Raw genomic sequence first — 26,684 nt, 5'->3', positions numbered from 1 at the left:
GAAACTTCTCCTTCAAACGCACTTTCGGATAGACGGGATTAGCCAGCCCATCGGGTTCTGAACGATCATAGAGGCCTGTTTTAAACGTGTTTTGTGGCCCTCGCCGGCCCGGTAAAGAAGCCGGTACAGACCTTACACAAAATTTACCCAACGGCTGTGCTGATTTTCACAATTTCGCTGTCTTAGAAGTATCCCCGCGACAACTGTGGGCCTGGTGCAGGCCCTGTCACCGGGTCGAAGAACCGAGGACTCATCATGATTCGTAAACTCCCCATTCTGGCCTTGTTGATTGGCGCACTCGCTGTCACAGGTCAGGCAGAAGCCGGTGGTGGCCACGGCTGGCAAGGCCCTGCGGTGTTTGGCGCGATCGTCGGCTCGGCCATCATCGGCTCGGCACTGATCAACCAGGATCGGCCGGTGTATGTGCAACAACAGCCGGTTTATGTTCAACCACAACCGGTCTACGTGCAGCAGCCACCACCACCGGTCTACTACCAACCGGCACCGGTGTATGTGCAGCAACCGGTGTACATCCAACAGGCCCCCGTCTACTACGGCCCGCCTCGCGGCTATTACGGTCGGCCACATGGCTACTATGGCGGCCCACGCTGGTAACCGAAACACAAAGCCCCGCTTTTATAGCGGGGCTTTTTTATGACCGTTGGTCGGCCAGCGTCTGAAAAAATCTCGCCAAGGTCGCTGTGAGGACAGTTTCACCGGCTAAAGTCGGCATGATTGAGTGACCGTTATGTACATTTCCACAAAACGGTCACTTTTTTGTCATGACGGAGCTGCAATCTGAATCCGTCCGTAAACAACAGGTTGATAACAACAAGGACGACTGTATGCCAACACAAAACCCGCACCGCATCGTCGGCCTGTGCACCTCCAGCAAGGTGTACAGCGCGCTGACCGAACTCAAGCACCTGGAAGGCCATCGCTGCGCGAAATTTCTCTCGCTGCTGGCGGAAAATCTTGTGCACAAGGGTTTGCTCAACGAGCGCGAGGTCATGCACATGCTTGATCAGGTGGTCGACTGAGCCCGCCCTCAACGGCGTCAATGACCACTATCGAAAGCGTTGATTGTCCGTAGAACCGGCGAATCTCTAAGGTAGCTCCATTGATAGATGGAGGTACTCGTCATGGCTCAGGTTCAAATCATGTCCGTTATCGGCAGCGCCGTTCCCGCTTCGCTCAGGGCTTCGGGCTTGCTCGCCTGCTGGTATCTGATGCGCGACGGTGAAGCGATCAGCGGCCCGCTCACTTCCCTGCCCGCTGCGCAGGCACTGTCGCAGAAGATCGTCAGCGAGCCGTTCCACGCTTAAGGCAGTTGCACCTTGGGCTTGGTCTCGGCGAACAACGCCCAGCTCGACATGAACAACGCCGCGATCAGCGGCCCAATCACAAAACCGTTGAGGCCGAACACTGCCAGACCGCCAAGGGTCGAGATCAGAATCAGGTAATCGGGCATTTTGGTGTCCTTGCCCACCAGAATCGGTCGTAGCACGTTGTCCACCAGACCGATCACGAAAACCCCGAACAAGCCCAGCACCACGCCCTGCCAGATCATCCCGCTGAGCAGGAAATACACCGCCACCGGCGCCCAGACAATCCCCGCGCCCACCGCTGGCAGCAACGACAAAAACCCCATCAAGACCGCCCACAGCAATGCGCTGGGGATGTCGAGAAACCAGAAAATCGCTCCGCCCAGCGCGCCTTGAGTCACCGCGACTACGAGATTGCCCTTCACCGTCGCCCGAACCACGCGGTTGAACTTCAACTGCAAGCGCCGCTTGTGGCCTTCCTCCAGTGGCACGGCGGTCCGCACCTTGCGCGCCAGTTCGGCGCCGTCACGCAGAAAGAAAAACAGCAGATACAGCATGATGAAAAAACTCACCACGAACTCGAACGTACCCTGACCAAAACTGAACGCTTGAGTGGCCAGGACCTGACTGCCCTGCATCGCCGATTTGACGATTTTCTCGCGCAGGCCATTGAGTTCGCCCATGCCGAAACGGTCGAGCAAGTGCTGAAAGTATGGCGGCAAGCTGTGCTTGAACTGCGCCAGATACGCGGCAATGTCCAGCTCACCGCTTTCGATATTCTTGTAAACCGTCGCCCCCTCCTGCACCAGCAACACGCTGACGATGATCACCGGCAAAATCGCGATGACCAGACAGATGCTCAATGTGCACAGCGAGGTCAGGTTACGTTGCCAGCCGAATTTCGCCTGCAATTTGCGTTGCATCGGCGCAAACAGAATGCCGAGGATCACCGCCCAGAACACCGCACCGTAGAACGGCAACAGGATCCAGATAAAGGCCACCGTGACCAGCACCAGCAGCACGGTCAGGGATTTGAATTGAAGGCTTTTTTCGTTCATGTCCGATCCATTTCAGTCAGGCGTCATGCACGCCCCGATCCTTAGTCAACCGGGGCCTGCACGAGTGCCATCTTTATTCATGGAGCATAGTTGCGGATCGGCATGAGGCGGTTATCTAACCGGCAGTTGCACGATCTGCTCGGTGTTCAGCACATCGCCAAAGGTGTCCTCGACCTCCGCCAGCGCGGCTTTGTGCAAGGAATCCTTGTCGATGGTCACGCCATTGGCGCGGGTGATCGCCCGGGTCGCCGAGGCGTCGGACGCGACTATCACGTTGTAACCCAACGGCGCTGCATCGCGCGCGGCGCCGGCGACACAGGCGTGGGTCATCAGGCCCGCGACGATGACCGTGCGGATACCGGACTGCTTCAGGCGTTCGTTCAGATCGGTGCTGCCGAACACACTGACGGTGGTTTTTTGCAGCACCAGGTCCTTGGCGCGTGGCTGCATCTGCGGGTGAAATTTCACCGTGTCACCATCGATGGCAAACACTGACGAACCGGCCGGGGCCACATGTTGAACGTGATAAACGGGGATCTTGTGGCGGTCGGCGAAGGCGATCAGCTTACGGGTGTTGGCCAGCGCGGCGGCACCATCGGGGATCGGCATCTTGCCGGTGAAGTATTCGTTCTGAAAATCGATCACCAGCAACGCGGATTTGCCGGCGGGCAACTGGCTGACCGGTGTGGCGCCAGACATTGCACGGATCGTTGGATGGCTGTCTGCCAAGGCAGTGGTGCTGGCCAATACAGCGGAAAATGCACAAGCGCTGAGAAATCGACGGGGCAAGCGTTGCATGGGGGAATTCCTTTGTTCATTGAGTGATGGACAAAGCTTAAGCAGCCGCCCGCATTGGGAACACCGTGAAACCGGCACATGATCTGTGCTGTTTATGCACAGATATGACGCCCCGCCAAAGCATAGATCCAGGTCAATAAAGCTCGCCGGAATCCGCATTACCCTGCCGCGCTTTTGCGACCGACACCGCCATGAACCCAACCCTCGCCACCCCGGAACTGCTTGCCCCCGCCGGCACCCTGAAAAACATGCGCTACGCCTTCGCCTACGGCGCCGATGCAGTTTACGCCGGGCAACCGCGCTACAGCCTGCGGGTGCGCAACAACGAATTCGATCATGCCAATCTGGCGCTGGGTATTCGCGAAGCGCAGGCGCAGGGCAAACGCTTCTACGTGGTGGTCAACATCGCTCCGCACAACGCCAAGTTGAAGACCTTTCTCAAGGATCTGGCACCGGTGATCGAGATGGCACCGGATGCGCTGATCATGTCCGACCCGGGGCTGATCATGCTGGTGCGCCGGCATTTCCCGCAGATGCCGATACACCTGTCGGTGCAGGCCAACACGGTGAATTGGGCGAGTGTCGAGTTCTGGCAGCAGCAGGGGCTGAGCCGGATCATCCTGTCGCGAGAACTGTCACTGGAAGAGATCGGCGAAATCCGCGAACAGGTGCCAGGTATGGAGCTGGAAGTGTTCGTGCATGGTGCGTTGTGCATGGCCTATTCCGGGCGCTGCCTGCTGTCGGGCTACATGAACAAACGCGACGCCAATCAAGGCACCTGCACCAATGCCTGTCGCTGGAAATACTCGGCGCAGGAAGCCACGCAAAACCAGCTCGGCGAGATCGTCCAGACCTTTCAGCCCGAGCCGACCCTGGGCCTCGGCACGCCGACCGATCAGGTGTTCCTGCTGCAGGAAGCCAATCGCCCTGACGAGTTGATGCCGGCGTTCGAAGACGAGCACGGCACCTACATCATGAACGCCAAGGACCTGCGCGCCGTGCAACACGTCGAGCGCCTGACACGCATGGGCGTGCATTCATTGAAGATCGAGGGCCGAACCAAATCGCATTTCTACTGCGCGCGTACCACCCAAGTGTATCGCCGGGCAATTGATGATGCCGTGGCCGGGCGTGAGTTTGATCGCAGCCTGATGACCGATCTGGAGTCACTGGCGCAGCGTGGCTACACCGAGGGTTTCCTGCGTCGGCATGTGCATGACGAGTATCAGAATTATCAGCATGGCAGCTCGGTGTCGGAGCGTCAGCAATTCGTCGGCGAACTGACCGGCGAACGGCGTGATCGCTTGGCCGAGGTCAAGGTGAAGAACCGCTTTGCCCTTGGCGATCATCTGGAACTGATGACCCCCAAAGGCAATTTTAATTTTGATCTGCATGAGTTGCAGAGCATCAAGGGTGAGGCGATCGAGGTGGCGCCGGGGGATGGGCATACGGTTTATCTGCCGATTCCGGAGGGGGTGGATTTGCGGTTTGGGTTGTTGATGCGGGATCTGCGGGGCGCCTGAGAAGCCCTCATCGGAACGCCGCCCGCCTAGCCCTCACCCAGAGGGAGAGGGGACTGATTGGGGGATATTGGAGAGATCCACCGACCTGAAAATTCGTCGGTGAATCCACAATCGACTTTTCTGATCAAGAAAATCAGACTTGGCCGAATCCATAATCGACTCGGTTGTTCAGGTCGGCGTATAGCGCATGACAACTCGGTCAGCGCCCTCTCCCTCCGGGAGAGGGCTGGGCGGGCGGCGTTCCGATGAGGGTCGGCTTTTCCTACACACTAAACTCCTCCCGCAACATCGCCACAAACGCCTCCCGCGCCGGATGCACCCCGGCGTTTTCATGCCAATAAAACAAATTGTCGACGGCGGTCAACTCCGGGAATTCGTACCCCACACACCCAGCCCCTTTCGCGTACTGCTCAAACACGCCCTTGGGCACCAGTGCCACTCCTGCCCCGGCACTCACACACCCGACAATCGCCCCGTAACTGGCCAGGCTGACAATCGGCAGCGCTTGCCCCTGACGCAACAGCCAATGCTCCAGCGCCGCCCGATACGGACAACCCTGCGGCCACATGAACACGGTCTTGTCCTGCAGATCATCAATGTCGCGCACCGGTCCAAACGAGGTCGACGCGATCAGCAGCAATTCTTCGCGATACATCGGCGTGCGCTTGAGCTGCGAACGTTCGACATCCACCGCGACAATCGCCCCGTCGAGGCGATGGCTGACGGTATCGTCGAGCAATTGCCCCCAAGTGCCGGTGGTGAGTTCCAGCGCCACCTGCGGATAACGCTTGTGAAACTTCGCCAGCAAGCGCGGCAGGCGCCCGGTCGCCGAGGATTCGATCGCGCCGATGCGCAACGGCCCGGACGGCTCGGCCGAAGGATCCACCGCGCGCTTGGCCTCGACGGTCAGCGCCAGAATCTTTTCCGCATAGACCAGAAACGTCTGCCCCGCCGGACTGATGCGCAACCCGCGACCCTCACGCAGAAACAGTGCAACGCCCAACTCGGCCTCAAGTGCCTTGATCCGTGCGGTGATGTTCGACGGCACGCAGAACAGCTTTTGCGCCGCCCGGGCGATGCTGCCGACCTCGGCCACAGTCTTGAACATACGGATTTGTGCCAGCTCCATACCCATCACTCTGAGTGAACATTCAGCGCAGTATAAGTCAGTTGTGGCGAATGATCGGGCGCCCGGATACTCGGCCGAATCAACACCACCGAGCGCCCGATCATGCCGCACCCTTCCCCGTTGAAAATCCTCCTGGCGATGGCATTTGTCGTCGGTTGCTGGGCCTATTCGCCGACCGGCATCCACATCGGCCTGCAAGCCTATGAACCCGGACATTTGGCGTTGCTGCGGTTTCTTTTGGCCTCGCTGTTCATGGCGTTGATCGCTGCGTTCAAGGGCATTCGCCTGCCACATCTGCGCGATGTGCCGCTGTTGTTCGCTTTGGGATTCTTCGCCGTGAGCCTGCATCACGTCGCACTGAACATCGGCCAGCAAAGCGTCAGTGCCGGCGCCTCCAGCGTATTGGCACAATCGAGCCCGCTGTTCAGCACACTGCTGGCCCGATTCGTGTTCAGGGAACAAGTCAGCGCTTGGCGTTGGGGTTGTGTGTTGCTCGGGTTTGTTGGCGTGGTGATCGTGGTCAGCGGCGATAAGGGTTTGGGGGCTATCGATGTCCATGGCTTGCTGATCTTGCTGGCAGCGATGTCGTGGAGCATTTATTTCGCGCTGCAAAAACATCATGCGCGGCGATACGACGGCTTCAGTCTGGCCTGTTATGCGGTGTGGTCGGGGACGTTGATGCTGCTGATCTATCTGCCAGGGCTGGGGGACACCGTGATGAAAGCGCCGCTGCGGGCGCAATGGGCGGTGTTGGCGCTAGGGGTATTTCCCAGTGCGCTGGCCTATCTGGCGTGGGGATTTGTGCTCAAGCATGTGGATCTGAGCCGGGCGACAATGACGTTGTATCTGATACCGCCGACGGCGATGGGGATTGCGTCGGTTGGTTTGGCTGAGCGGCCGACATTACTGGTGCTGGTGGGGTCGGTGGTGGTGTTGATCAGTGTGTTGGCGTTGAATCTGGAGCGACGGGTTGGCGATGTTCGGGCTGCCGGGGTCTGATCTGAAATGGTTTTGCGGCTGATACAGTCTTCGCGAGCAGGCTCGCTCCCACAGGGAGAACGCATTCCAAAATGTGGGAGCGAGCCTGCTCGCGAAGGGGCCGGTAAATCCAGCACAACAACCAGGATTCAGCGCCGATCATCGGACAATGGCGTCGGCTCATCCGCCGGCAGCACGTCTTCATCATCCGCCGCCGGATCCTTCCAGTCCTCGGGCCGGTCGGCATCGCTCAGCGGATCCTGACCCGGGGGCATACCCATCGGTGAATCATGATCAGCCAATGTCGGCTCATCGGTTCCGGGCATCGGCCGGGTCGGATCGGTGGGAAGAACACCACCCTGAAACAGCAAGTCGTTAGCCATGACACACCTCACCAAGGAGGTCCGGAAAACCCGGGCCATATCACTTGGAAGTGCCCCTGTGATCGCCGTGCTATCGAACAGACCAACGGCGATCAACCCTGCGCCGAGAAACGATCACGGCTGTTGGTCAAGTGCAGCCACATCGCTGCCCGGGCTGCATCCGCGTCCTGACGCTTGATCGCATTCAGAATCGCCTCATGCTCCAGATGGGCCAGTTGCCCGAGCTTGCTCAGATCCGCCGCGCCGCGTTCGGCGGCATTCAGCCGGTTGCGCGGGATCATGGCACTGCCCAAGTGCTGCATGATCTCGCTGAAGCAAACGTTGCCGGTGGCTTCGGCAACCAGCAAATGAAAGCGTCGATCCGCTTCGACGCAGCTGTCGTTGTTGTCCAGCAAACGTTGATAGTCGTCCAGGGCCTGACGCATCTGCAGCAATTGCTGCTCGCTACGCCGTTGCGCGGCCAATGCGGCGGCTTGGGTTTCCAGGCCCAGGCGCAATTCAAGAATGCTGCGTACACCGAGCGCCGTGTCGACATTCAGGCGCAAGCCCTGCTCCGCTGCGCGCTCGATCACAAACGTGCCGATGCCATGCCGCGTCTCGACCAGCCCCGACGCCTGCAATTTGGAAATCGCCTCGCGCACCACGGTGCGGCTGACGCCGTGCTCCTGAACGATGGAATTCTCCGAGGGCAACTTGTCGCCGGGCGATAACTGGCCGAGCAGGATGCTCTGGGTGAGTTTCTCCACCAGGTCATGGGCAAGGTTGTGCGCACGTTTGCGGGCGGGGGCGTCGAGGTCTTCTTGCATGGTCGGTTCCGGCGATCGGGTCTTGCGGATCGTAGCATCGTGCGCACGGCGGTTGGGATTGATTTTAGCGCTGCAACTTGTATGACAACACTCAAATCAACCAACACAATTTCCAGGCTTCTTGACTATTAAACGTGTACAGCCAAAGAAGCCCTGAGCAGTTCTTTGGCGATAAAACCCAATAAACATTAGGTATGAACGCGAAAAGGAATAAAAAACCGCCCATCCAGAAAAAATTAATCGGCCCTCCCCACTTGTAGGACAAAAAAATGCAGTTGTATGATGTCTATCAACAACGCAGCACCCAGCCCCTACCCCGCATAAAAATAATCAGTGGGAGAAAACCAAGTGAAAACCTCCGTCTCCGGGATGAACGAGGGCGTCGATTCGACACTCGCGTCGGCCATCTCGAAAGTCAAACGCCACGTCCTGCCGCTCTTCGTGATCATGTTCATCGTCAATTACATTGACCGGGTGAACATCGGTTTCGTCCGCACTCACATGGAACATGACCTGGGCATTGGTGCCGCCGCTTATGGCTTCGGCGCCGGTCTGTTCTTCATCGGTTACGCGCTGTTCGAAGTCCCCTCCAACATGCTCCTGCAGAAAGTCGGCGCACGCATCTGGCTGACTCGCATCATGTTCACCTGGGGCCTGGTCGCCGCCGGCATGGCGTTCATCCAGAACGAAACCCACTTCTATGTATTGCGCTTTTTGCTTGGCGTGGCCGAGGCCGGGTTCTTCCCCGGGGTGATCTACTACTTCACCCGCTGGCTGCCCGGCGCTGAACGCGGCAAGGCGATTGCGATCTTCCTCAGCGGCTCCGCCGTGGCCTCGCTGATCTCCGGTCCGTTGTCCGGTCTGCTCCTGCAGATCAACGGGCTGGGCATGCACGGCTGGCAATGGATGTATTTCATTGAGGGGATGTTTTCGGTGTGCCTATGCGTCTTCGTCTGGTTCTGGCTCGACGCCAAACCCCACGACGCGAAATGGCTGACCCGCGCCGAACAGGACGCACTGGTCAACGCCATCGACGCGGAACAGAAGGCCCGCGAAGCCGCGACGCCGATCCGGCCATCGATGGGCAAACTGCTCAAGGATCGCCAGATCATCCTGTTCTGCCTGATCTACTTCTTCATTCAATTGACCATCTACGCGGCGACCTTCTGGCTGCCGAGCATCATCAAGAAAATGGGCGAGATGAGCGACTTCCAGGTCGGCCTGTTCAACTCGATTCCGTGGTTGCTGTCGATCATCGGCATGTACGCCTTCGCTTCGTTCTCGGCCAAGTGGAAACACCAGCAGGCGTGGGTCGCCACTGCATTGTTGATCGCCGCTGCGGGGATGTTCATGTCCACCACCGGCGGGCCGATCTTCGCCTTCGTTGCGATCTGCTTTGCCGCGCTGGGTTTCAAATCCGCTTCGTCGCTGTTCTGGCCGATTCCGCAGGCGTATCTGGATGCGCGCATTGCTGCGGCAGTGATCGCGTTGATCAACTCGGTGGGCAACCTCGGCGGCTTCGTCGCGCCAACCACGTTCGGTTTGCTCGAAGAACACACCGGTTCGATTCAGGGCGGCCTCTATGGTCTGGCCGCGACCTCGATCATCGCCGCGATCATTGTTTTCTTCGCGCGCACCACACCGAAACCCGCTGCTGAAAATGCCGTGGTCGACGCCGCGCCAAAGCACGCCTGACGTCCATTTTTAAAGATTGCGAATAAGAAGGATAAAAACCATGACCGCACACGACACCGCCAAAGCCCCGATCATCACCGACATGCAAGTCATCCCGGTGGCCGGTCACGACGGCATGCTGCTCAATCTGAGCGGCGCCCACGGGCCGTTTTTCACCCGCAACATCGTCATCCTCAAGGACAACGCCGGCCACACCGGCGTCGGCGAGGTGCCCGGTGGCGAGCGCATTCGCCAGACGCTGGAAGACGCGCGCAGCCTGGTGATCGGCAGTCCGATCGGCACCTGGCAGAAGATCCTCAATCAGGTGCGCCAGACCTTCGCCGACCGCGATGCCGGTGGTCGTGGCCTGCAGACGTTTGACCTGCGCATCACCATTCACGCGGTCACCGGCCTTGAAGCGGCCCTGCTCGACTTGCTCGGCCAGCATCTTGATGTGCCGGTCGCAGCGCTGCTCGGTGAAGGTCAGCAACGCGACGAAGTGAAGATGCTCGGCTATCTGTTCTACGTCGGTGATCAGCGCGAAACCGACCTCGCCTATCGCAGCGAACCGGACGCCGACAATGACTGGTTCCGCGTGCGTCACGAGAAGGCCATGACGGCCGAAGCACTGGTGCGCCTCGCCGAAGCGGCCCACGCTAAATACGGTTTCAAGGACTTCAAACTCAAGGGCGGCGTGCTCAGCGGCGATGCCGAAATCGAAGCGGTGACGGCGCTGGCTGAACGCTTTCCTGATGCGCGCATCACCCTCGATCCGAACGGTGCGTGGTCACTGAAAGAAGCCATCCGCTTGTGCCGCGATCAACATCACGTTCTGGCCTACGCCGAGGACCCCTGCGGTGCGGAAAACGGCTATTCCGGACGTGAAGTGATGGCCGAATTCCGCCGCGCCACCGGGCTGAAAACCGCCACCAACATGATCGCCACTGACTGGCGTGAGATGGGCCACGCGATTCAGCTGCAGTCGGTGGACATTCCGCTGGCCGACCCGCATTTCTGGACCATGCAGGGTTCGGTGCGCGTGGCGCAGATGTGCCATGAGTGGGGCCTGACCTGGGGCTCGCACTCCAACAATCACTTCGATATTTCCCTGGCGATGTTTACCCACGTTGCCGCTGCGGCGCCGGGCGAGATCACCGCGATCGACACTCACTGGATCTGGCAGGACGGCCAACGGTTGACCAAGGCGCCGCTGCAAATTGTCGACGGTCTGGTGCAAGTGCCGAAAAAACCGGGGCTGGGTGTCGAGCTGGATATGGATCAGGTGGCCAAGGCTCATGAACTGTACAAAGGCATGGGCCTCGGCGCGCGGGACGACAGCGTGGCGATGCAGTTTCTGATTCCGGGGTGGAAGTTCGATAACAAGCGGCCGTGTCTGGTGCGCTGAACCTGATCTCCAATCCACCACTGCCCCTGTAGGAGTGAGCCTGCTCGCGATAGCGGTGTGTCAGTTGATGTAAATGTTGACTGACACACCGCTATCGCGAGCAGGCTCACTCCTACAGGGGGCATTTATTTCAACCAGAGATTTGCAGCAGCCAGTCTTTGAATGCGGTCATCGCCACTGTTTCCGGGCGTGACTGCAACCGGGTCAGCCAGTAACTGCCGGTGGTGATTTCAATCGCAAACGGCTGACAAATCGCCTCCGCCGCCAGTTGCCGGGCGAACATCAGCGGCGGCGCCAGCGCCACCCCACCACCCTGCAATGCGGCTTCCATCATCGCCAGCGATGAATCGAACACGATGCTCTGCGGCGGTGCAGCCTGCGTCGCCAACCCGGCAGCCTGAAACCATTGCGTCCACTCATCGGTGCGATAAGAACGCAGCAGGGTTTGCTGCGACAGATCCCCCGGCGACTGCAATTGCCGAGCGATCTCCGGCACGCACAACACCGACAGCGGCGCCTCAAGCAACCGCGTTGCCTCGATGCCATGCCATGCGCCAGCACCGAAGCGAATCGCGTAATCCAGCCCTTCCGCCGCCACATCCACGCGATTGTTGTTGGTCGACAGGCGCAAATCTATGAGCGGATGTTTCGCCCGGAAATCCGCCAGCCTCGGTAACAGCCAACCCACGGCGAAGGTGCCGACTGCGCCGACGGTCAACATTTCGCGATACTGGCCACCGGCGAGACGCTCGAGCATCTGCGCGATGTGATCGAACGAGGTGCTCAGCACCGGCAGCAAGGTTTCGCCTTCACCGGTCAACATCAGCCCACGGGGCAGGCGCTTGAACAAGGTCACGTTCAGTTGCGCCTCCAGGCTTTTCACCTGATGGCTGACCGCCGCTTGCGTGACGCACAGTTCCACCGCCGCGCGAGTGAAACTCAAGTGTCGCGCCGAGGCTTCGAAGGCGCGCAGTGCGTTGAGCGGCAATTGAGGTCGAATCATGTCCAGTCCCAAATTTTTCTAATGGCTCGTGCGAGTTTTCGTCGTTTGCCGATTGGCGCCGCGCTGACTAGATTGGCGGCGCTGATCAGCCGCCCAACGAATAAATCGTCCGCAGTGTAGCGGGACAACACTATCAACACTCATGGAGAGTGGTTCATTCATGTCATCCATCCAATCGAGCAAAGTCATTTCCTGTGCCACTGTCGGCTTGTTGTTCGGGGCCACCTCGTGCCTGGCCGCCGCACCCAGCGACGCGCAATTGCAAACACTGGTCAACGATGCGGTAACACCGGTGATGCAACAACAGGACATTCCCGGCCTGACCGTAGCGCTGACCATCAACGGTCAGGCGCATTACTTTAACTACGGTGTGGCGGCGAAAGACACCGGGCAGAAAGTCAGCGAAAACACCTTGTTCGAAATCGGCTCGGTGAGCAAAACCTTCACCGCCACCCTCGCCGGTTACGCCCAGGCCACTGGCAAACTGGACCTGTCGACCAAAGCCAGCCGGCTCTGGCCAGAATTGAAAAGCAGTGCCTTCGACAACATCAGTGTGTTGCAACTGGGCACCTACAGTGCCGGCGGTTTGCCTCTGCAATTCCCGGACGACGCGGATTCGTCTGACAAGATGCTCGGCTATTTCCAACAGTGGAAACCGGTATATCCCGCCGGCAGCCATCGCCAGTACTCCAACCCGAGTCTGGGCCTGTTCGGTTATCTGGCCGCGAAAAGCCTCGGCCAGCCGTTTGATCAGGCGATGACACAAACCCTGCTGCCGAAACTCGGTTTGCAGCACACCTACCTGAGTGTGCCTGCCGCGCAGATGAGCCTGTACGCGCAGGGCTACAACAAGGATGGCAAACCGGTCCGCGTCACCCCCGGCGCGCTGGACTCGCAAGCCTACGGCGTGAAAACAAGCGCCGTGGACATGTTGCGCTACGTGCAAGCCAACCTGAAACCTGAAACGCTGGAAGCGTCCCTGCAAAAAACCATCGCCAACACCCACACCGGTTACTACACGGTGGGCGACATGACTCAAGGCTTGGGTTGGGAAATGTATCGCTACCCGATCAGCCTCGACCGCTTGCTGGCGGGCAACTCGACGGAAATGGCCATGGAAGCGCACAAGGTGCAGTGGCTGAATCCGCCGCAACCGCAGCCGCATGACGTGCTGATCAACAAGACCGGCTCAACCGGTGGTTTCGGAACTTACGTGGCGTTTGTGCCGAGCAAGGATGTTGGCATCGTGATCATGGCCAACAAGAACTTCCCGATTCCTGAGCGGGTGAAAATCGCCCATACGATTCTCAGCGCTGTCGCTGACTGAAAATCAAAAGATCGCAGCCTGCGGCAGCTCCTACAGGATCGGGTGTTCACTCGGTCAATGTAGGAGCTGCCGCAGGCTGCGATCTTTTTGCAGGCGAAAAAAATGGGCGATCTTGCTGAGATCGCCCATTTTTCAGTGCTCGCTTATGCAATCAATCATCCGGCATTTCCGGCGGCTTGCTCGGTTTCGCAGGCTTGGCAGGTTTGGCGTTTTTGGCACCTTTCGCAGGCTCCGGTTCGGCAGCCGCCGGCGCTTGGGCAGCCGCAGCGGCCGCTTCCTTCTCGGCCATGGGCATGGCATCGATGGTGTCAAAGATCTTCTTCAAATCCACCGCTTTCGCTTCGTCCCCCGAGGCCGAAAGCTTGGTCTCGCCGTCCTTGCCCACCAGGAACACTTTCGGGTACGCCCCGGCACCCAGTTTCAGCGAGCGCAGCAGCGCCATGGTGTCTTGCTGGCCCAGGTCCTTGCCGTCGAGCTGGCCGGCCATGTTGAGGATGGTGTAGACCTTGATGTTGCGGTCGGCGACGCCCTTTTTGTTGGCGGGATCCTCCAGCGACTTTTTCAAAGCCACCCACACCGGGTCAACAGTGCTTTGTGCGATCACGATCAGCGGTCGGGCGCGGCCCATATCCCCGGCGATGGGCGAATCGTTGTCAGCGGCGAACAAGGGGCCGGCAATCGCCAGCAAGAGTGTCAGGGTCAGTGACCTGATGAGCATGCGCATCTCCTTTTGATATCCACGCTCTAATGATTGCGCATCGTGGCGATTGTTCCGGGACAACCCGGCAAATATCTTCCGCCTAGTCAGAAGCTTAGGACAGGCGCGACATTGCGCAACATATCCGAGGTGATCGCAACGCGGATTTGATTACCTTTTATGACCGCATTAGGGTGGTGGTTCTGCTCATGAAATGGAGTTCACCCCCATGCACATCGATTACCTGTGCGATCACCCCGAATTGATCGAAGAACTGGCCACGCTCAACTTCAATGAATGGGGCGAGTTTCGGCCCGGACAAACCGTCGAACATCGCATCGAGCATATGCGTGAATCCTGTGGCAAAGGTGCAGTGCCCAGCGTGGTGGTAGCGCTTGAGGGTTCGCGACTGCTGGGCGGCGCATTGCTGATTGAAAGCGATCTGAAGCTGCGCCCGAACCTGACGCCATGGCTGGCCGGGGTTTATGTGAAGGCAGAGGAGCGCGGCCGCGGGATTGCTTCGCAACTGGTCAATCGAGTGGTTGAAGAAGCGGCGGCGCTGGGTGTGCGGGAGTTGTATCTGTACACCGACACGTCACAGTCGCTGTATGCGCGACTGGGTTGGCAGGTGGTTGAAGAACTGGTGTACGAGGACTTGCCGGTGACGGTGATGAAATTCACCACTCAGAACGCCAGTTTGTAACCGATCAGCACCAGCATCGTCGCCAGGCACGGGCGCAGCACTTCATCGGAGATGCGTCCGGTCAGGTGGCTGCCGAGCCAGATGCCTGGCAACGAGCCGACCAACAGGAACCCCAGCACACCCCAATCCATGTTGCCCATGCTCGCGTGACCAAGACCGGCGACCAGGGTCAGCGGCACGGCGTGGGCGATTTCGGTGCCGACCAGACGACGGGTTGGCAGCAGTGGGTAGAGGATGAACAGCGCGACCGTGCCCAAAGCGCCGGCACCGATCGACGTCAGCGCGACCATGGTGCCGAGGATCAGACCGGTGATCACGGTCAACACATTCAAGCGCGTGCCGCTCGGGTTGTAGTTGCCGCCGGCGCGTTTGTGGGCGAAGTCGAGCAAGCGCTTCTTGAAGAAAATCGCCAGCGCCGTGGCGAACAGCACGAAGCCCAGCGCTTGTTTGATGATGGCGTTCATCGCGTCCGGCGCGGTATGCAGGGTGCTGAGGAACCACAAGGTCATGGCCACCGCCGGCACGCTGCCGAGGGTCAGCCAACCGGTAATGGCCCAGTCGATATTCTTGTTCTTCCTGTGAACGAGGACGCCGCTGGATTTGGTAATGGCGGCGTACAGCAAGTCAGTACCCACCGCTGTTGCCGGGTTGATGCCGAACCACAGCAGGATCGGCGTCATCAACGAACCGCCGCCGACACCGGTCATGCCGACAATAAAACCCACCACCAGCCCGGCAATCACCAGGCCGAAATTTGCCAATTCCATTAAACCGTCCAGAAAAACGACAGGAAAAATCTGGCCCGCAGCATAGCGATTTTTCTTATAACCACATATATCGATGCGGTCTATCGTTATGCCATATCGACCTCACCATCGCTTTACTGTAGGAGTGAGCCTGCTCGCGATAGCGGTCTATCAGTGATGGATTCAGTGACTGACCCTCCGCTATCGCGAGCAGGCTCACTCCTACAGGGTTAGGTGGTGGATGCAGATTCAGTGCACCCTTCGGCCCGGTTTGAAGCTGTGGGTCTTGTTGGCCCACACCGTGGCCAGGGCGATCAGCGACAGAATCAACAACGCCCACGGAAACGACATCGCCCCTGCCCGGTCCAGCAGCAAGCCGCCGAACAAGCCGCCACCGGCAATCGCTACGTTCCACGAAGTGGTCAGCATCGCCTGCACCACGTCGACATGCTCGCCTGCCGAGTCCGCCGCCGAGGTCAGCAATAAAGTGGCCGAACCGCCAAACGACAAGCCCCACACCGCCATGCACGCATAAATGATCAGAGGCGACGGCGCCGCCAGCGCCAGCACCAATGCGGTCAAGGCGAACACCGCGAGACTGATCAGCGTCAGCCAGCGCAACCAGCGATCCACCAGCAGACCGATGATCCAGATCCCGCCCAGCGAACACAGGCCAAATACCAGCAGCACCAGATCGACGCGATCGGCCAGCCCGGCCTGCATCAGAAACGGCGCAATGTAGGTGTAGAGAATGTTGTGCCCGAGCATCCACGCCAGCACCACGAACAGCACCGGCCGCACACCGGGCAGGCGCAGCGATTCGAGCAGCGGCAAACGCTCCTCGCTGGATTGCCCCGGACGATCCGGTACCGCGATGACGATCCACGCCGCCAGCACCAGGGCCAGCGCCGACATGATCCCGAACGACGCGCGCCAGCCGATCAGATTGCCCAGCCACGTGCCCGCCGGCGTGCCCAGCGACAACGCCACCGGCGTGCCGAGCATGGCAATCGCCAGCGCCCGCCCCTGCTGATGCACGGGCACGATGCCGCGCGCATAACCGGCCATGATTCCCCATGACAGCCCTGCCGCCATCCCGGCGAGAAAACGCGAGGCCAGGGTCAGGCCGTAATGACTGGAGAACGTGGTGACGGTGTTGAACACCAGAAACCCGCCCACTGTCATCAAAAGCACTCGCCGCCGCGGCCAGCCGCGCGTGGCCACGGTCAACGGAATTGCCGCGACAATCGAACCCAGCGCATACAGCGTCACCAGTTGCCCGGCGAGCACTTCGCTGACGTTGAGCCCGGCGCCGATTTGCGGCAGCAGTCCGGCAGGCAGGGTTTCGGTGAGGATGGCGATGAAACCGGTCATGGCGAAGGCCAGTAACGCGGCGTAGGGCAATTTGTCCGCACGGGCGGTGCGGTCGACGCGAGTGAAATCGGCGCTTGCGGGGTCGGTCATGACAGGTGCAGCTCCTTTTGGATCTAGTTTTACTAAAACTTGTATACAAACTTATCGACCGCAACTCTAACCTGTAGGAGCTGCCGCAGGCTGCGATCTTTTGACGTTGATCGTAAAAAAGATCAAAAGATCGCAGCCTGCGGCAGCTCCTACAGGGGTTTTATTGGACGGGTAGGAAATTCAGGAACAGCAGACTCTGCGCGTAGTTAAGGCCAATCCGCCGATAACGCTCATCGAGCATCTGCGTGATCAGGTCCAGTCGCGCAACGATCTTGCTGAACTCGGTGGCGAAGCTCAGGTTGGTGCCCTCCTCCGAGATCTCATTGGAAAACAGCAGTGGCTGGCCAGCGGTGTTCTGCCGTTGCGACAGAATCCACGTGGCTTTTTCGATATTGCGCGCGGCGTTGTGGACGAAGGTCGGGTTAATCGCGTCGGTCATGTAGAACTCGGTGCGATTGCCGTGGGCGGTGACGAGCATGCTGCCGATCGCATAAATAAAGGCGCCGACGCGGTCACCGAGAAACTCCGGGCTCATCGCATAACTGAGCGCCGCCAGATCCTTGCGACCGCCCAGCACCGGCAGCGGCTGTTGCTGTTCGATGGCCTGGCGCACCTGTTTCACCGCCGCATGGATGTTGAGAAAGCCTGACTTGCGCAGCTCGTCCGGGTTGCGCAGGTACAGCTTGGCTTGCAAGCGGTAAAGACTGTTGAGGTTGTCGCGCATCGCCAGGGTGGCCATGCGGTCGACGCTGGTCTGCAAGAATTCCTGCGGCTTGCCGTCACGCATCTGGTTGAAGAAGCCGTTGCCGTCCTGATGGCTGCAACCACTGAACAGCAGCGACAACAAACAGACGAGCAGCACGCACGGACGACGAAAAAAAGGGGCAATCAGATGAAAAGCGCTCGGCATGAATTCTCGATCAGGCACGTTCCTGTGCGGCGGGAGTCACCGCATCCTGGCCATGGATAGAGCCGCCGATTGCGAAAAAGTGCAGTGGTGCGCATGACCAGCCGACCTCCGGCACCTTCGCCACAACCAATTAGTCTGTCTTTATTGTTGAAATAAACGATTAATCAACTATAAATCTTCACTGCACATACAAATAGCATGACTAGTTATCTTGTAGGAGCTGCCGAAGGCTGCGATCTTTTGACGTTGGTTTTTAGAAGCAAGATCAACGGATCGCAGCCTGCGGCAGCTCCTACATGGCATCGGCGCCATTTTGAAAACAACAACAAGAAGGAAGGTCTACCATGCTTCAATCCCGTCACCTGCTCTCCGGCCTCGGACTGTCCCTGATGATCGCTACCCTTTCTGCCCAGGCTGCGGGCCTGACCGCTGAACACAAAGCTTTCGGCAAAACCAATGACGGTACGCCCGTCGAGCAATACATCCTGCGCAACAGCCACGGCATGCAAGCCACCGTCATCACCTACGGCGCAACCCTGCAATCGCTGAAAGTCGCCGACAAGCACGGCAAGTTCGACGACGTGGTGCTCGGTTTCGACGACGTGCAGGGCTATCAGAAAGGCACCGCCTACTTTGGCGCAACCATCGGCCGCTTCGGCAATCGCCTGGCCGACGGCGCGTTCGAACTCGACGGCAAGCGCTATCAAGTGCCGCAGAACGACAAGTCCAATGCACTGCACGGCGGCACTCAGGGCTTTGACAAGAAAGTCTGGAAGGCCGAGGAAACCAAGGACAAGGATTCGGTCGGCGTGACCCTGACGTATCTGTCGGCAGATGGCGAAATGGGCTTCCCCGGCAATCTCACCACTGAAGTGACTTATCGCCTCACCGACAACAACGAACTGCGCATCGACTACAAGGCCAGCACCGACAAGCCAACGGTGCTCAACCTGACCAACCACAGCTACTTCAACCTCGCCGGCGCCGGCAATGGCGACATTCTCAAACAGGTCGCGACCCTGCACGCCAGCCATTACACGCCGGTGACGGCCAAGCTGATTCCAACCGGTGAGCTGGCGCCCGTGGCCGGCACGCCGATGGATTTCACCAAACCAACGGCGATTGGCACGCACATCAAGGCGGATCACCCGCAACTGAAATTCGCCGAAGCGAAACAGGGCGGCTTCGATTTCAACTGGGCGCTGGACACCAAGGGCGATATCAAACAAGTCGCCACTGAAGTCAGCGATCCGCAGTCCGGTCGCGTTCTGCAGCTGTTCACCACGGAACCGGGCGTGCAGTTCTACACCAGCAACTTCCTCGACGGCACGGTCAAGGGCAAGGGTGGCAAGGTGTATCCGCACTGGGGCGCGTTCACCCTGGAGACCCAGCACTATCCGGATTCGCCGAATCAAGCGAATTTCCCAAGCACTCGGCTTGATCCGGGGCAGACTTACAGCCACAGCGTGGTGTTGAAGTTCAGCGCGAAATAGAAACGAAGATCAAAAGATCGCAGCGTGCCGCAGCTCCTACAGTTGAGCGTTTTCCTGTAGGAGCTGCGGCACGCTGCGATCTTTTTGCTTTTTGAACCCCTGAGCTATCCTGCTGCCCACTAAAAGGTATCGTCACTTTCAGATGGGAGGTTTGCATGCGTACCCTTGAATTGGCCGGCGTGCAGGTGCCAGTGATTGGCCAAGGCACCTGGCGCATGGGCGAAGACCGCTCGGCGTACAAGCGTGAAGTCGCAGCCCTGCGCACCGGGATCGAGCTGGGCATGACCCTGATCGACAGCGCCGAAATGTACGCCGAGGGCGGCGCCGAAAGCGTGGTCGGTGAAGCCATCACCGGTCTGCGCGATCAAGTGTTTCTGGTCAGCAAGGTCTACCCGCACAACGCCAGCCGCAAAGGCATCCCGCAGGCCTGCGAGCGCAGCCTGCGCCGGCTCGACACCGACTACATCGATCTCTATCTGCTGCACTGGCGTGGTCAGTATCCGCTGGAAGAAACCGTCGAGGCCTTCGAACGCCTGCGCGAGGACGGCAAGATCGGCCGCTGGGGCGTGTCGAACTTCGATGTCGACGATCTCGAAGAACTCTCCAGTTCGGCCTGCGCGACCAATCAGGTGCTCTACAACCTCGAAGAGCGCGGCATCGAATTCGACCTGTTGCCGTGGTCCCAGCACCAGCACATGCCGCTGATGGCCTACTGTCCGATCGGTCAGGGCGGTGCGATGCTCGCCGAGCCGGTGTTGAAAGACATTGCCGCTCGTCACGGCGTGACCCCGGCACAGGTTTCGCTGGCGTGGATTCTGCGTCAGGATGGCGTGATTGCGATTCCCAAGGCTGTGCGACCCGAGCACGTGCAACTCAATGCACAAGCGGCGCAGCTGCAACTGGAGGCCGGGGATCTGGCGGCGCTGGACCACGTATTCCAAGCGCCACAACGCAAGCAGCGGCTGGCCATGGTCTGAGCCGCTGCCGACTGGCGGGCTTGGCGATGAGAAGCACTGATCAGTACGACCCGTTCAACCTGCAACGCTTTATCCAGGCGCAGGATCCGGTGTTCGAGCGCGTGCAACGCGAACTCGACGAAGGCCGCAAACGCAGCCACTGGATGTGGTTTGTCTTTCCGCAGTTTGCCGGTCTGGGCGGCAGTGAAATGTCCCGGCGCTTCGCCATCGGTTCAGCCGAGGAAGCCCGGGCTTATCTGGAGCATGAACTGCTCGGCGCGCGGCTGCGGATCTGTACGCAGTTGGTGCTGAACGTGCAGCAGCGCTCGATTGCGCAGATTTTCGGCCATCCCGATGACCTGAAATTCCATTCCTCGATGACCCTGTTCGCAGAGTTTGCCGCTGACGACAGCCTGTTCAATCAGGCACTGGAGCGCTACTTCCACGGCATCCTCGATGAATGGACGCTGCAGTTGCTCGACTCAAAACAGGCCCAGTTGCCCACCGATCAGGGTTGAGAAATCGTCGTCGACAAACGGCAGAATCGCGTCGGCCACCGGTTGCAGTTGCCGGGTGATGTAGTGGTCATAATCGATGGCCGCACGGCGCACTTCCAGCGGCTCGGGGCCAGCCAAAGTAATGACGTAACTGATCCAGCCGCCGTTCTGATATTGCCGTGGGCGGCCGTGTTGCGCGTTGTAATCATCGGCCAGTCGCGCCGCGCGTACGTGCGGCGGAACGTTGCGCTCGTAGTCGTCGAGGGTACGACGCAGGCGTTTGCGGTAGACCAGTCGATCGTCGAATTCACCGGCGAGGGTTTTGCGTACGTAGTCGCGCACATACTCCTGATACGGCTTGCGCTGGAAGATCCGTTCGTACAGCTCCTGCTGAAATTGCCGGGCCAGCAGCGACCAATCGGTGCGCACGGTTTCCAGGCCTTTGTAGACCATTTCATCGCTGCCATCGGCACGGGTGACAAGACCGGCGTAGCGCTTTTTGCTGCCCTCTTCCGCGCCGCGAATGGTCGGCATCAGGAAACGTTTGTAGTGAATTTCAAATTGCAGTTCGAGGGCGCTTTCCAGCCCAAATTCATCACGCACATGTTCACGCCACCAGTCGTTGACGTGCTTGACCAGCGCATGGCCAATACTCGCGGCCTCTTCCTGCCCGTGCGGGCGACGCAGCCAGACAAACGTTGAATCGGTGTCGCCATAGATCACCGCGTGGCCCTGCTCCTCGATCAACTGGCGCGTGCGCAGCATGATCTCGTGACCGCGCAGGGTGATCGATGACGCCAGCCGCGTATCGAAGAAGCGGCAACCGCTGGAACCGAGCACACCGTAGAAGGCGTTCATGATGATTTTCAGCGCTTGCGACAGCGGCGCATTGAGCTCGCGTTTGGCGGTCTCGCGACCCTCGGCGACCCGCGAAACAATCGACGGCAGGCAATGGCGGATGCGCGAGAACCTGGCGCCACGGAAGCCCGGCACCGAGTCGGCGTCGTCCGGGTGTTGCAAGCCTTCGATCAGGCCGACCGGGTCAATCAGAAACGTACGGATGATCGACGGATACAGGCTTTTGTAGTCGAGCACCAACACCGATTCGTAGAGGCCCGGTTGCGAGTCCATGACAAACCCGCCGGGACTGGCCTGCGGAGGATTGGTGCCCAGGTTCGGCGCAACAAAGCCCTGCCGGTGCATCAACGGCATGTACAGGTGGGTGAATGCCGCCACCGAGCCGCCGCTGCGGTCCGCCGGCAATCCGGTGACGCTGGCGCGTTCGAGCAAAAACGTCAGCAGTTCGGTCTTGGCGAAGATCCGCGTGACCAGTTCGCAGTCCTTGAGGTTGTACTTGGCCAGCGCCGGTTTGTCCTCGGCGAACATGCGGTTGATTTCGTCCATGCGCTGGTACGGGTTGTCGATCGACTTGCCCTCGCCGAGCAGGGTTTGCGCGACGTTTTCCAGACTGAACGAGGGGAAACTCCAGGTCGCCGAACGCAGGGATTCGATGCCGTCGATGATCAGCCGCCCCGCTGCCGAGGCGAAATAGTGATTACGGCTACCGTGCTCACGCCACTGCATCTCTTCGCCACCACGGCCGATTTTCAGCGGTACGCCGAGGCGCCGGGCGTGTTCATGAAGGATGCGCAAATCGAACTGCACGACGTTCCAGCCAATGATCGCGTCGGGGTCGTGCTGTGCGAACCAGTCGTTGAGTTTTTTCAGAATGACGGTACGCGAGTCGCAGTATTCGAGGTCGAAGTCGACGAGGCTGGCGTTGCCGTTCGGCGCACCGAGCATGTACACCTGACGCTGCCCACAGCCTTCCAGGGCAATCGAATACAGCTCGCCGGTTTCGGTGGTTTCGATGTCCAGCGAGACCAGTCGCAGCTTCGGTCGATAGTTCGGTGCCGGTTTGAGGTGAGCGTTGAGCAACACGCCGTCGGCATCGGCAGTGCCGCTGAAAAACACCGGGGCGGTGATGAAGCGCTCCATCAGATAGCGTTCCGGCGGGCGCACGTCGGCCTCGTAGACGTCGATACCGTTGCGGTTGAGCGCGGTTTCCAGGCGCATCAACTGGCCGTGTTGCTGGCAATACAGACCCAGCACCGGGCGATGCTGGAAATCCTGCAGGGCCAATGGGCGCAGTTCGACGTTCTTTTCGTCGTGCAGGAGGCGCTCGGCGGTGGCACGCTGTTCGGCGGGGATAAACGCCACCGACGGTTGATGCGGCAAGCGCACACGGCGTGGCCCGGCGTCGGTCGCCAGCCAGAACTCGACTTCGGTGCCGGCGGCGGTGTCGCGCCAATGCCGGGTCAGGACGAAGCCCTGCGGTAAATCCACCACTGCAACCTCGAAATTTGAAACAGAGGGGCATTCTACGCAGCATTGCGTGGGATGACCCTGGCGATAAATTGTCGGCAGTCGTGGAAAAATCCGCCAAATGACGTTTTTTGCGTGTTATCTGCCGCTTTGCCACCTTGCCCTGCGCGCTTGCGTCTACGATGCTTGGATAACAACGACAACACCTGAGTAACCGCCATGAAGACCGTCGCCCAACTGCTCAAGCTCAAAGATCAGAAAAATCAGGAAGTGCATCAGATCAAGCCTGATCACATGGTGCTCGAAGCGCTGATGAAGATGGCCGAGAAAAACGTCGGCGCCTTGCTGGTGGTCGAAGACGAGCAAGTGGTCGGCATCATCAGCGAACGCGATTACGCGCGCAAACTGGTGCTGCATGGCCGCTCATCCGTAGGCACGCCGGTGCGCGACATCATGGTGTCGAACGTGATCACCGTGGACACCCATCAAACCGTCGACACCTGCCTGGGCATCATGTCCGACAAACGCCTGCGTCACTTGCCGGTGGTGGAGAACGGCAAGTTGATCGGTTTGCTGTCGATTGGTGACCTGGTCAAGGAAGCGATTGCCGAACAGGCCGAGCTGATCAAACAGCTGGAGCAGTACATTCGCGGGGAATAACTCCCCCTCCCTATGATCGTTCCCACGCTCCGCGTGGGAATGCCTCCTGTGACGCTCTGCGTCACGCGTTGGGACGCAGAGCGTCCCGAGCTGCATTACCACGCGGAGCGTGGGAACGATCATCTGCGGTGTGTTCAAGAAGGCCAATGCCGGGCAAAGACCGGCGCCAACACCGTATGCCGGTCAATGCGCTGCAACCACGCATAAAACCCCGGTCGCGTCTGGCGCAAATGCTCGCGGCTGCCCGCCCAGCGCGTCACCACTGCCGCCAGCACATCCAGTGCCCCCGGCGTTTCATCATCCAGATACAACTCGGCGGAAAACTGGTCGGCGAACACCTCCCAACTCCAGTGCAATCGCTCACGGGCGCCAGCCATCAGGTTCTGCCGCGACGCTTCGTCGGGCATCAGCAGCCAGCGCTCGGGATAATCGATGACGCCGACCGCCGTATAGCAATTGCTGACGATATAGACCATGCCGCGAATGGCCTGATCGCGATCAGCCGCCTCCACCGGTAACAGCCCCGACTGCGGAAACATCAGGCCCAGGTGAATCAGAATCGCCGCGCTCTCGGTCAACGCACTGCCGTCGGGCAGTTGCAACGTCGGTATCTGTTTCAGCGGATTGAGTTTGGCCAACGCTTCGGCGGCTTCGGTGCTGGCTTCGATATCAATGAAGCGGTAAGCGATCTGGCACAGCTCCAGCGCCGCTTCGATGGCGGCTGCGCCTGAGTTTCTGTGCCCGTAGAGCTGGTACATAGCCGATCCCCCGAAATAAGCCTCTGCCAAGGGTAGATGGCCGCAGGCCGGATGTAGAAAAAATCTGCGTGTGTATCGGTTTTGGCACGGTTTTCCCATGCACTCGCGACTTGCGAATTCAAACCTCGCAAAACAGCGCTGGCGGTGCCCATCCCGCACCAAGAGCAATCATCGAACGCTATCCGCGTTCTTGTAAGGTGCGATACCGAACCAAAAGTTCGTGTGTCCGAGCTGGCAACAAGGAGTTCACCGCGTGAATCTTCAAACGCTTTGCCGTACGCCCCTCTCTTTGCTTCTTCGTGCACAACGCCGAGTTCAGCTGAACAGTCCCGGCGGCCAACGCACTTACTTTATTACCTGACGCAGCCACCGAGCACTGTATTCGGCGATGACGTATTCGCCGACGGCAGCGTGCTATTTATTTTTTAAATATGACTCGAAAGATTATTGCGCAGCCTCTGTATTAAACGAGCGAAAAGAGGATTGTCGAACAATAACTTCCAATGACTTTGCAAATGCACCAAAACCGCTCCAGCGACTTCAACTATCAAGCATTGCAGACATTGATTCCATTTAAACAAGAACAAGGAACTTCCCCCGTGACCCGCTAAAACATTGGCCCGCACCAATTCAGTCCGCCGCGCACCAGCAAGTGCCCAGGCCGCAAGCCACGCAGCCGCTCTATCCCGCCAATCAGCCGGATACCGCGTACAGCCTGACTCGCCTCTGAAAAAGCTCCGTTAACCGGAGTAACGGGAATCCGTGTGCCAGAGAAAAACCACGGCACTGGCAAAACTTATATAAATGCGACATGGGTAACACTGATGAAATAAGTGTTCTACATTTCGGCAATATCTGGCACAGCCGTTGCAAAACAGAATTCGAGTAATCAATTGCAGGAGCTGCCGAAGGCTCGGGCCGCGATCGGACGATCTTTTGATCTTGATCTTTAAAGGCAGAATCTAAAGATCGCAGCCTTCGGCAGCTCCTACATAAGAACAACACCAAGGATTGGGTAATGAACAGACGAAGTCGATGGCGCTAAGCCAGTAAGTTTGCACAAGCCTTGTTAACCGGATAGTTCAACTAACTATCGGCTTCTGCTCACCTTGAAGAAAGTTGCACCAACCCACTCGAACATCCCCCGGATGTTCGGACGGCACCTTATTGCCCTTCATCAACCCGAGGGAGCTTTAATGAACGATGCGGTAAAGCACAGAACCCTGCCAGGGCCGTTGCGGGAAGCACCGATCCCGTCGCCCTCGGACAGGCCGGCCTTTAAGGCCAATACCTCGCAACCCGGTGGTTTGAACAAACAGCAAATGGTCTTGTTGGTCGCTGTGTCGGCGCTGATACATGGCGGTGCCTGATGGTTTCTCCAGCAGTCCAGAACCGAGCCATTGCCAACGCCGCCGCAGATTCCGGAAATGACCGTCGAGCTGACCAGCCCGACGCCACCGGCACCGCCCACGCCAGAGCCGCCACCCCCGCCGCCGCCCTCACCGGAGCCTGAACAACCGGTGGAAGACGAAGACGCGGTCAAGCCACCGCCGAAACCGGTGGAGAAACCCAAGCCGATCGAAAAACCGAAACCGGTCGAAAAGCCGAAACCGCTGAAAAAGGTCGAGCCGCCGAAAGCCGCGCCCGCTCCGGCACAGCCCGCCGCGCCTGCTGCACCGGCCACACCGAGCGCGCCACCAGCACCCGCAGCCGCGCCCGGCCCGGTCAAGGAATCGGCCGCCGTTTCCGGCCTCGCCAGCCTCGGCAACCCGCCGCCGGAATACCCGTCGCTGGCCCTGCGACGCAATTGGGAAGGCAGCGTGGTGCTGCGCATTCAGGTGCTGGCCAACGGTCGCGCAGGTTCGGTGACGGTGACCAAATCCAGCGGCAAACCGCAACTGGATGACGCCGCCGTCGCCGCCGTGAAGAACTGGAAATTCATTCCGGCCAAACGCGGTGACACGCCGATCGACGGCTTCGCCACCCAGACCATCGATTTCAAATTGCCGCAATAACGAACGCTCAATCAACGCACAACCGAATAACGCAAGCGAGGTATCACCATG

The 26,684-nt window shown here is 59.3% G+C and carries 25 protein-coding genes and 1 pseudogene; 14 read left to right on the top strand and 12 right to left on the bottom strand.

Going from position 1 to position 26,684, the window contains the following annotated elements:
* Window positions 1-255: 255 nt before the first annotated feature.
* From CQ009_RS03115 to CQ009_RS03105, 3 genes are all read left to right on the top strand, one after another.
* Window positions 256-615 carry a hypothetical protein gene (locus CQ009_RS03115; RefSeq protein WP_007917357.1) on the top strand — a complete coding sequence of 120 codons (360 nt, stop codon included), beginning with the start codon at window positions 256-258 and terminating at the stop codon, window positions 613-615.
* Between the two features lie 230 nt (window positions 616-845).
* A complete protein-coding gene (locus CQ009_RS03110; protein ID WP_016984641.1) occupies window positions 846-1,040 on the top strand; it encodes a hypothetical protein in 195 nt (64 codons plus the stop codon).
* 102 nt (window positions 1,041-1,142) lie between these two features.
* Complete coding sequence (locus CQ009_RS03105; RefSeq protein ID WP_007917359.1) at window positions 1,143-1,325, top strand: hypothetical protein; 183 nt, start codon at window positions 1,143-1,145, stop codon at window positions 1,323-1,325.
* Here the strand turns inward: CQ009_RS03105 and CQ009_RS03100 are convergent.
* Together CQ009_RS03100 and CQ009_RS03095 are read right to left on the bottom strand one after the other, a co-directional pair.
* Window positions 1,322-2,383 (bottom strand): AI-2E family transporter, encoded by a 1,062-nt coding sequence (locus tag CQ009_RS03100; protein WP_064389213.1) that lies wholly within the window; start codon window positions 2,381-2,383, stop codon window positions 1,322-1,324. The genes CQ009_RS03105 and CQ009_RS03100 overlap by 4 nt on opposite strands.
* A gap of 111 nt (window positions 2,384-2,494) precedes the next feature.
* A complete protein-coding gene (locus tag CQ009_RS03095) occupies window positions 2,495-3,181 on the bottom strand; it encodes a cysteine hydrolase family protein (protein WP_105704842.1) in 687 nt (228 codons plus the stop codon).
* A 191-nt stretch (window positions 3,182-3,372) separates the two neighbouring features.
* Here CQ009_RS03095 and yegQ point away from each other — a divergent pair, with 191 nt between their 5' ends.
* The gene (gene yegQ, locus CQ009_RS03090) at window positions 3,373-4,704 is read left to right on the top strand and encodes a tRNA 5-hydroxyuridine modification protein YegQ (RefSeq protein ID WP_105704841.1); all 1,332 of its coding nucleotides are present in this window, start codon (window positions 3,373-3,375) and stop codon (window positions 4,702-4,704) included.
* 262 nt (window positions 4,705-4,966) lie between these two features.
* Here the strand turns inward: yegQ and CQ009_RS03085 are convergent, their stop codons facing one another.
* On the bottom strand, window positions 4,967-5,833 hold the full coding sequence (locus CQ009_RS03085; protein WP_105704840.1) for a LysR family transcriptional regulator: 867 nt from the start codon (window positions 5,831-5,833) through the stop codon (window positions 4,967-4,969).
* Between the two features lie 102 nt (window positions 5,834-5,935).
* Between CQ009_RS03085 and CQ009_RS03080 the strand changes: the two genes are divergently transcribed.
* Window positions 5,936-6,832 carry a DMT family transporter gene (locus tag CQ009_RS03080; protein ID WP_105704839.1) on the top strand — a complete coding sequence of 299 codons (897 nt, stop codon included), beginning with the start codon at window positions 5,936-5,938 and terminating at the stop codon, window positions 6,830-6,832.
* A 128-nt stretch (window positions 6,833-6,960) separates the two neighbouring features.
* On the opposite strand, the gene CQ009_RS03075 is transcribed toward CQ009_RS03080, so the two are convergent.
* Both CQ009_RS03075 and CQ009_RS03070 read right to left on the bottom strand, forming a co-directional pair.
* Window positions 6,961-7,194, bottom strand: coding sequence for a hypothetical protein (locus CQ009_RS03075; protein ID WP_105704838.1), 234 nt, complete (start codon window positions 7,192-7,194; stop codon window positions 6,961-6,963).
* 92 nt (window positions 7,195-7,286) lie between these two features.
* Window positions 7,287-8,000 carry a FadR/GntR family transcriptional regulator gene (locus CQ009_RS03070; RefSeq protein ID WP_064389207.1) on the bottom strand — a complete coding sequence of 238 codons (714 nt, stop codon included), beginning with the start codon at window positions 7,998-8,000 and terminating at the stop codon, window positions 7,287-7,289.
* Window positions 8,001-8,348: 348 nt separating this feature from the next.
* Between CQ009_RS03070 and CQ009_RS03065 the strand changes: the two genes are divergently transcribed.
* Together CQ009_RS03065 and gudD are read left to right on the top strand one after the other, a co-directional pair.
* Window positions 8,349-9,695: an MFS transporter gene (locus CQ009_RS03065; protein ID WP_064389206.1), complete on the top strand. Its 1,347-nt coding sequence runs from the start codon at window positions 8,349-8,351 to the stop codon at window positions 9,693-9,695.
* Window positions 9,696-9,735: 40 nt separating this feature from the next.
* Entirely contained in the window at window positions 9,736-11,079 is a 1,344-nt protein-coding gene (gene gudD / locus CQ009_RS03060) for a glucarate dehydratase (protein ID WP_105704837.1), read from the top strand.
* A gap of 130 nt (window positions 11,080-11,209) precedes the next feature.
* Here gudD and CQ009_RS03050 read toward each other — a convergent pair whose 3' ends face one another.
* Window positions 11,210-12,082 (bottom strand): LysR family transcriptional regulator, encoded by an 873-nt coding sequence (locus CQ009_RS03050; protein ID WP_105704836.1) that lies wholly within the window; start codon window positions 12,080-12,082, stop codon window positions 11,210-11,212.
* A 160-nt stretch (window positions 12,083-12,242) separates the two neighbouring features.
* Here CQ009_RS03050 and ampC point away from each other — a divergent pair, with 160 nt between their 5' ends.
* Window positions 12,243-13,409: a class C beta-lactamase gene (gene ampC / locus CQ009_RS03045; RefSeq protein ID WP_105704835.1), complete on the top strand. Its 1,167-nt coding sequence runs from the start codon at window positions 12,243-12,245 to the stop codon at window positions 13,407-13,409.
* Window positions 13,410-13,560: 151 nt separating this feature from the next.
* Here the strand turns inward: ampC and CQ009_RS03040 are convergent, their stop codons facing one another.
* Window positions 13,561-14,127 carry a DUF4174 domain-containing protein gene (locus CQ009_RS03040; RefSeq protein WP_064389202.1) on the bottom strand — a complete coding sequence of 189 codons (567 nt, stop codon included), beginning with the start codon at window positions 14,125-14,127 and terminating at the stop codon, window positions 13,561-13,563.
* Between the two features lie 208 nt (window positions 14,128-14,335).
* Here CQ009_RS03040 and CQ009_RS03035 point away from each other — a divergent pair, with 208 nt between their 5' ends.
* Window positions 14,336-14,809 (top strand): GNAT family N-acetyltransferase, encoded by a 474-nt coding sequence (locus tag CQ009_RS03035; RefSeq protein WP_105704834.1) that lies wholly within the window; start codon window positions 14,336-14,338, stop codon window positions 14,807-14,809.
* Here CQ009_RS03035 and CQ009_RS03030 read toward each other — a convergent pair.
* From CQ009_RS03030 to CQ009_RS03020, 3 genes are all read right to left on the bottom strand, one after another.
* On the bottom strand, window positions 14,791-15,576 hold the full coding sequence (locus CQ009_RS03030) for a sulfite exporter TauE/SafE family protein (RefSeq protein ID WP_064389200.1): 786 nt from the start codon (window positions 15,574-15,576) through the stop codon (window positions 14,791-14,793). The genes CQ009_RS03035 and CQ009_RS03030 overlap by 19 nt on opposite strands.
* 228 nt (window positions 15,577-15,804) lie before the next feature.
* Window positions 15,805-17,019 (bottom strand): MFS transporter, encoded by a 1,215-nt coding sequence (locus tag CQ009_RS03025; protein ID WP_105704833.1) that lies wholly within the window; start codon window positions 17,017-17,019, stop codon window positions 15,805-15,807.
* A 160-nt stretch (window positions 17,020-17,179) separates the two neighbouring features.
* Window positions 17,180-17,929, bottom strand: a complete 750-nt coding sequence (locus tag CQ009_RS03020) for a hypothetical protein (protein ID WP_105704832.1) — start codon at window positions 17,927-17,929, stop codon at window positions 17,180-17,182.
* Window positions 17,930-18,273: 344 nt separating this feature from the next.
* Between CQ009_RS03020 and CQ009_RS03010 the strand changes: the two genes are divergently transcribed.
* From CQ009_RS03010 to CQ009_RS03000, 3 genes are all read left to right on the top strand, one after another.
* Window positions 18,274-19,422: an aldose epimerase family protein gene (locus CQ009_RS03010; RefSeq protein WP_064389197.1), complete on the top strand. Its 1,149-nt coding sequence runs from the start codon at window positions 18,274-18,276 to the stop codon at window positions 19,420-19,422.
* A gap of 155 nt (window positions 19,423-19,577) precedes the next feature.
* The gene (locus tag CQ009_RS03005) at window positions 19,578-20,399 is read left to right on the top strand and encodes an aldo/keto reductase (protein ID WP_105704831.1); all 822 of its coding nucleotides are present in this window, start codon (window positions 19,578-19,580) and stop codon (window positions 20,397-20,399) included.
* A 26-nt stretch (window positions 20,400-20,425) separates the two neighbouring features.
* Window positions 20,426-20,896, top strand: a complete 471-nt coding sequence (locus tag CQ009_RS03000; protein WP_064389195.1) for a DUF1810 domain-containing protein — start codon at window positions 20,426-20,428, stop codon at window positions 20,894-20,896.
* On the opposite strand, the gene CQ009_RS02995 is transcribed toward CQ009_RS03000, so the two are convergent.
* Window positions 20,861-23,221 carry a DNA polymerase II gene (locus CQ009_RS02995; protein WP_177430988.1) on the bottom strand — a complete coding sequence of 787 codons (2,361 nt, stop codon included), beginning with the start codon at window positions 23,219-23,221 and terminating at the stop codon, window positions 20,861-20,863. The two genes, CQ009_RS03000 and CQ009_RS02995, sit on opposite strands and share 36 nt — an antisense overlap.
* A 198-nt stretch (window positions 23,222-23,419) precedes the next feature.
* Here CQ009_RS02995 and CQ009_RS02990 point away from each other — a divergent pair, with 198 nt between their 5' ends.
* Window positions 23,420-23,860 (top strand): CBS domain-containing protein, encoded by a 441-nt coding sequence (locus tag CQ009_RS02990; RefSeq protein ID WP_064389193.1) that lies wholly within the window; start codon window positions 23,420-23,422, stop codon window positions 23,858-23,860.
* 134 nt (window positions 23,861-23,994) lie between these two features.
* Here the strand turns inward: CQ009_RS02990 and CQ009_RS02980 are convergent, their stop codons facing one another.
* Window positions 23,995-24,618 (bottom strand): glutathione S-transferase, encoded by a 624-nt coding sequence (locus tag CQ009_RS02980; protein WP_105704828.1) that lies wholly within the window; start codon window positions 24,616-24,618, stop codon window positions 23,995-23,997.
* Window positions 24,619-25,814: 1,196 nt separating this feature from the next.
* Here CQ009_RS02980 and CQ009_RS02975 point away from each other — a divergent pair.
* A pseudogene (locus tag CQ009_RS02975) lies at window positions 25,815-26,633 on the top strand (energy transducer TonB).
* The last annotated feature ends 51 nt before the right edge of the window (window positions 26,634-26,684 follow it).

Source organism: Pseudomonas sp. MYb2, assembly GCF_002979955.1.
Lineage (GTDB): Bacteria > Pseudomonadota > Gammaproteobacteria > Pseudomonadales > Pseudomonadaceae > Aquipseudomonas.
This window is presented reverse-complemented; position numbering and strand designations above follow the sequence as displayed.

Excerpts from the sequence above, each read along its gene's own strand:
- CQ009_RS03115 (WP_007917357.1), top strand. The coding sequence starts at position 256 with ATGATTCGTAAACTCCCCATTCTGGCCTTGTTGATTGGCGCACTCGCT.
- CQ009_RS03110 (WP_016984641.1), top strand. The coding sequence starts at position 846 with ATGCCAACACAAAACCCGCACCGCATCGTCGGCCTGTGCACCTCCAGC.
- CQ009_RS03105 (WP_007917359.1), top strand. The coding sequence starts at position 1,143 with ATGGCTCAGGTTCAAATCATGTCCGTTATCGGCAGCGCCGTTCCCGCT.
- CQ009_RS03100 (WP_064389213.1), bottom strand. The coding sequence starts at position 2,383 with ATGAACGAAAAAAGCCTTCAATTCAAATCCCTGACCGTGCTGCTGGTG.
- CQ009_RS03095 (WP_105704842.1), bottom strand. The coding sequence starts at position 3,181 with ATGCAACGCTTGCCCCGTCGATTTCTCAGCGCTTGTGCATTTTCCGCT.
- yegQ (WP_105704841.1), top strand. The coding sequence starts at position 3,373 with ATGAACCCAACCCTCGCCACCCCGGAACTGCTTGCCCCCGCCGGCACC.
- CQ009_RS03085 (WP_105704840.1), bottom strand. The coding sequence starts at position 5,833 with ATGGAGCTGGCACAAATCCGTATGTTCAAGACTGTGGCCGAGGTCGGC.
- CQ009_RS03080 (WP_105704839.1), top strand. The coding sequence starts at position 5,936 with ATGCCGCACCCTTCCCCGTTGAAAATCCTCCTGGCGATGGCATTTGTC.
- CQ009_RS03075 (WP_105704838.1), bottom strand. The coding sequence starts at position 7,194 with ATGGCTAACGACTTGCTGTTTCAGGGTGGTGTTCTTCCCACCGATCCG.
- CQ009_RS03070 (WP_064389207.1), bottom strand. The coding sequence starts at position 8,000 with ATGCAAGAAGACCTCGACGCCCCCGCCCGCAAACGTGCGCACAACCTT.
- gudD (WP_105704837.1), top strand. The coding sequence starts at position 9,736 with ATGACCGCACACGACACCGCCAAAGCCCCGATCATCACCGACATGCAA.
- CQ009_RS03050 (WP_105704836.1), bottom strand. The coding sequence starts at position 12,082 with ATGATTCGACCTCAATTGCCGCTCAACGCACTGCGCGCCTTCGAAGCC.
- ampC (WP_105704835.1), top strand. The coding sequence starts at position 12,243 with ATGTCATCCATCCAATCGAGCAAAGTCATTTCCTGTGCCACTGTCGGC.
- CQ009_RS03040 (WP_064389202.1), bottom strand. The coding sequence starts at position 14,127 with ATGCTCATCAGGTCACTGACCCTGACACTCTTGCTGGCGATTGCCGGC.
- CQ009_RS03035 (WP_105704834.1), top strand. The coding sequence starts at position 14,336 with ATGCACATCGATTACCTGTGCGATCACCCCGAATTGATCGAAGAACTG.
- CQ009_RS03030 (WP_064389200.1), bottom strand. The coding sequence starts at position 15,576 with ATGGAATTGGCAAATTTCGGCCTGGTGATTGCCGGGCTGGTGGTGGGT.
- CQ009_RS03025 (WP_105704833.1), bottom strand. The coding sequence starts at position 17,019 with ATGACCGACCCCGCAAGCGCCGATTTCACTCGCGTCGACCGCACCGCC.
- CQ009_RS03020 (WP_105704832.1), bottom strand. The coding sequence starts at position 17,929 with ATGCCGAGCGCTTTTCATCTGATTGCCCCTTTTTTTCGTCGTCCGTGC.
- CQ009_RS03010 (WP_064389197.1), top strand. The coding sequence starts at position 18,274 with ATGCTTCAATCCCGTCACCTGCTCTCCGGCCTCGGACTGTCCCTGATG.
- CQ009_RS03005 (WP_105704831.1), top strand. The coding sequence starts at position 19,578 with ATGCGTACCCTTGAATTGGCCGGCGTGCAGGTGCCAGTGATTGGCCAA.
- CQ009_RS03000 (WP_064389195.1), top strand. The coding sequence starts at position 20,426 with ATGAGAAGCACTGATCAGTACGACCCGTTCAACCTGCAACGCTTTATC.
- CQ009_RS02990 (WP_064389193.1), top strand. The coding sequence starts at position 23,420 with ATGAAGACCGTCGCCCAACTGCTCAAGCTCAAAGATCAGAAAAATCAG.
- CQ009_RS02980 (WP_105704828.1), bottom strand. The coding sequence starts at position 24,618 with ATGTACCAGCTCTACGGGCACAGAAACTCAGGCGCAGCCGCCATCGAA.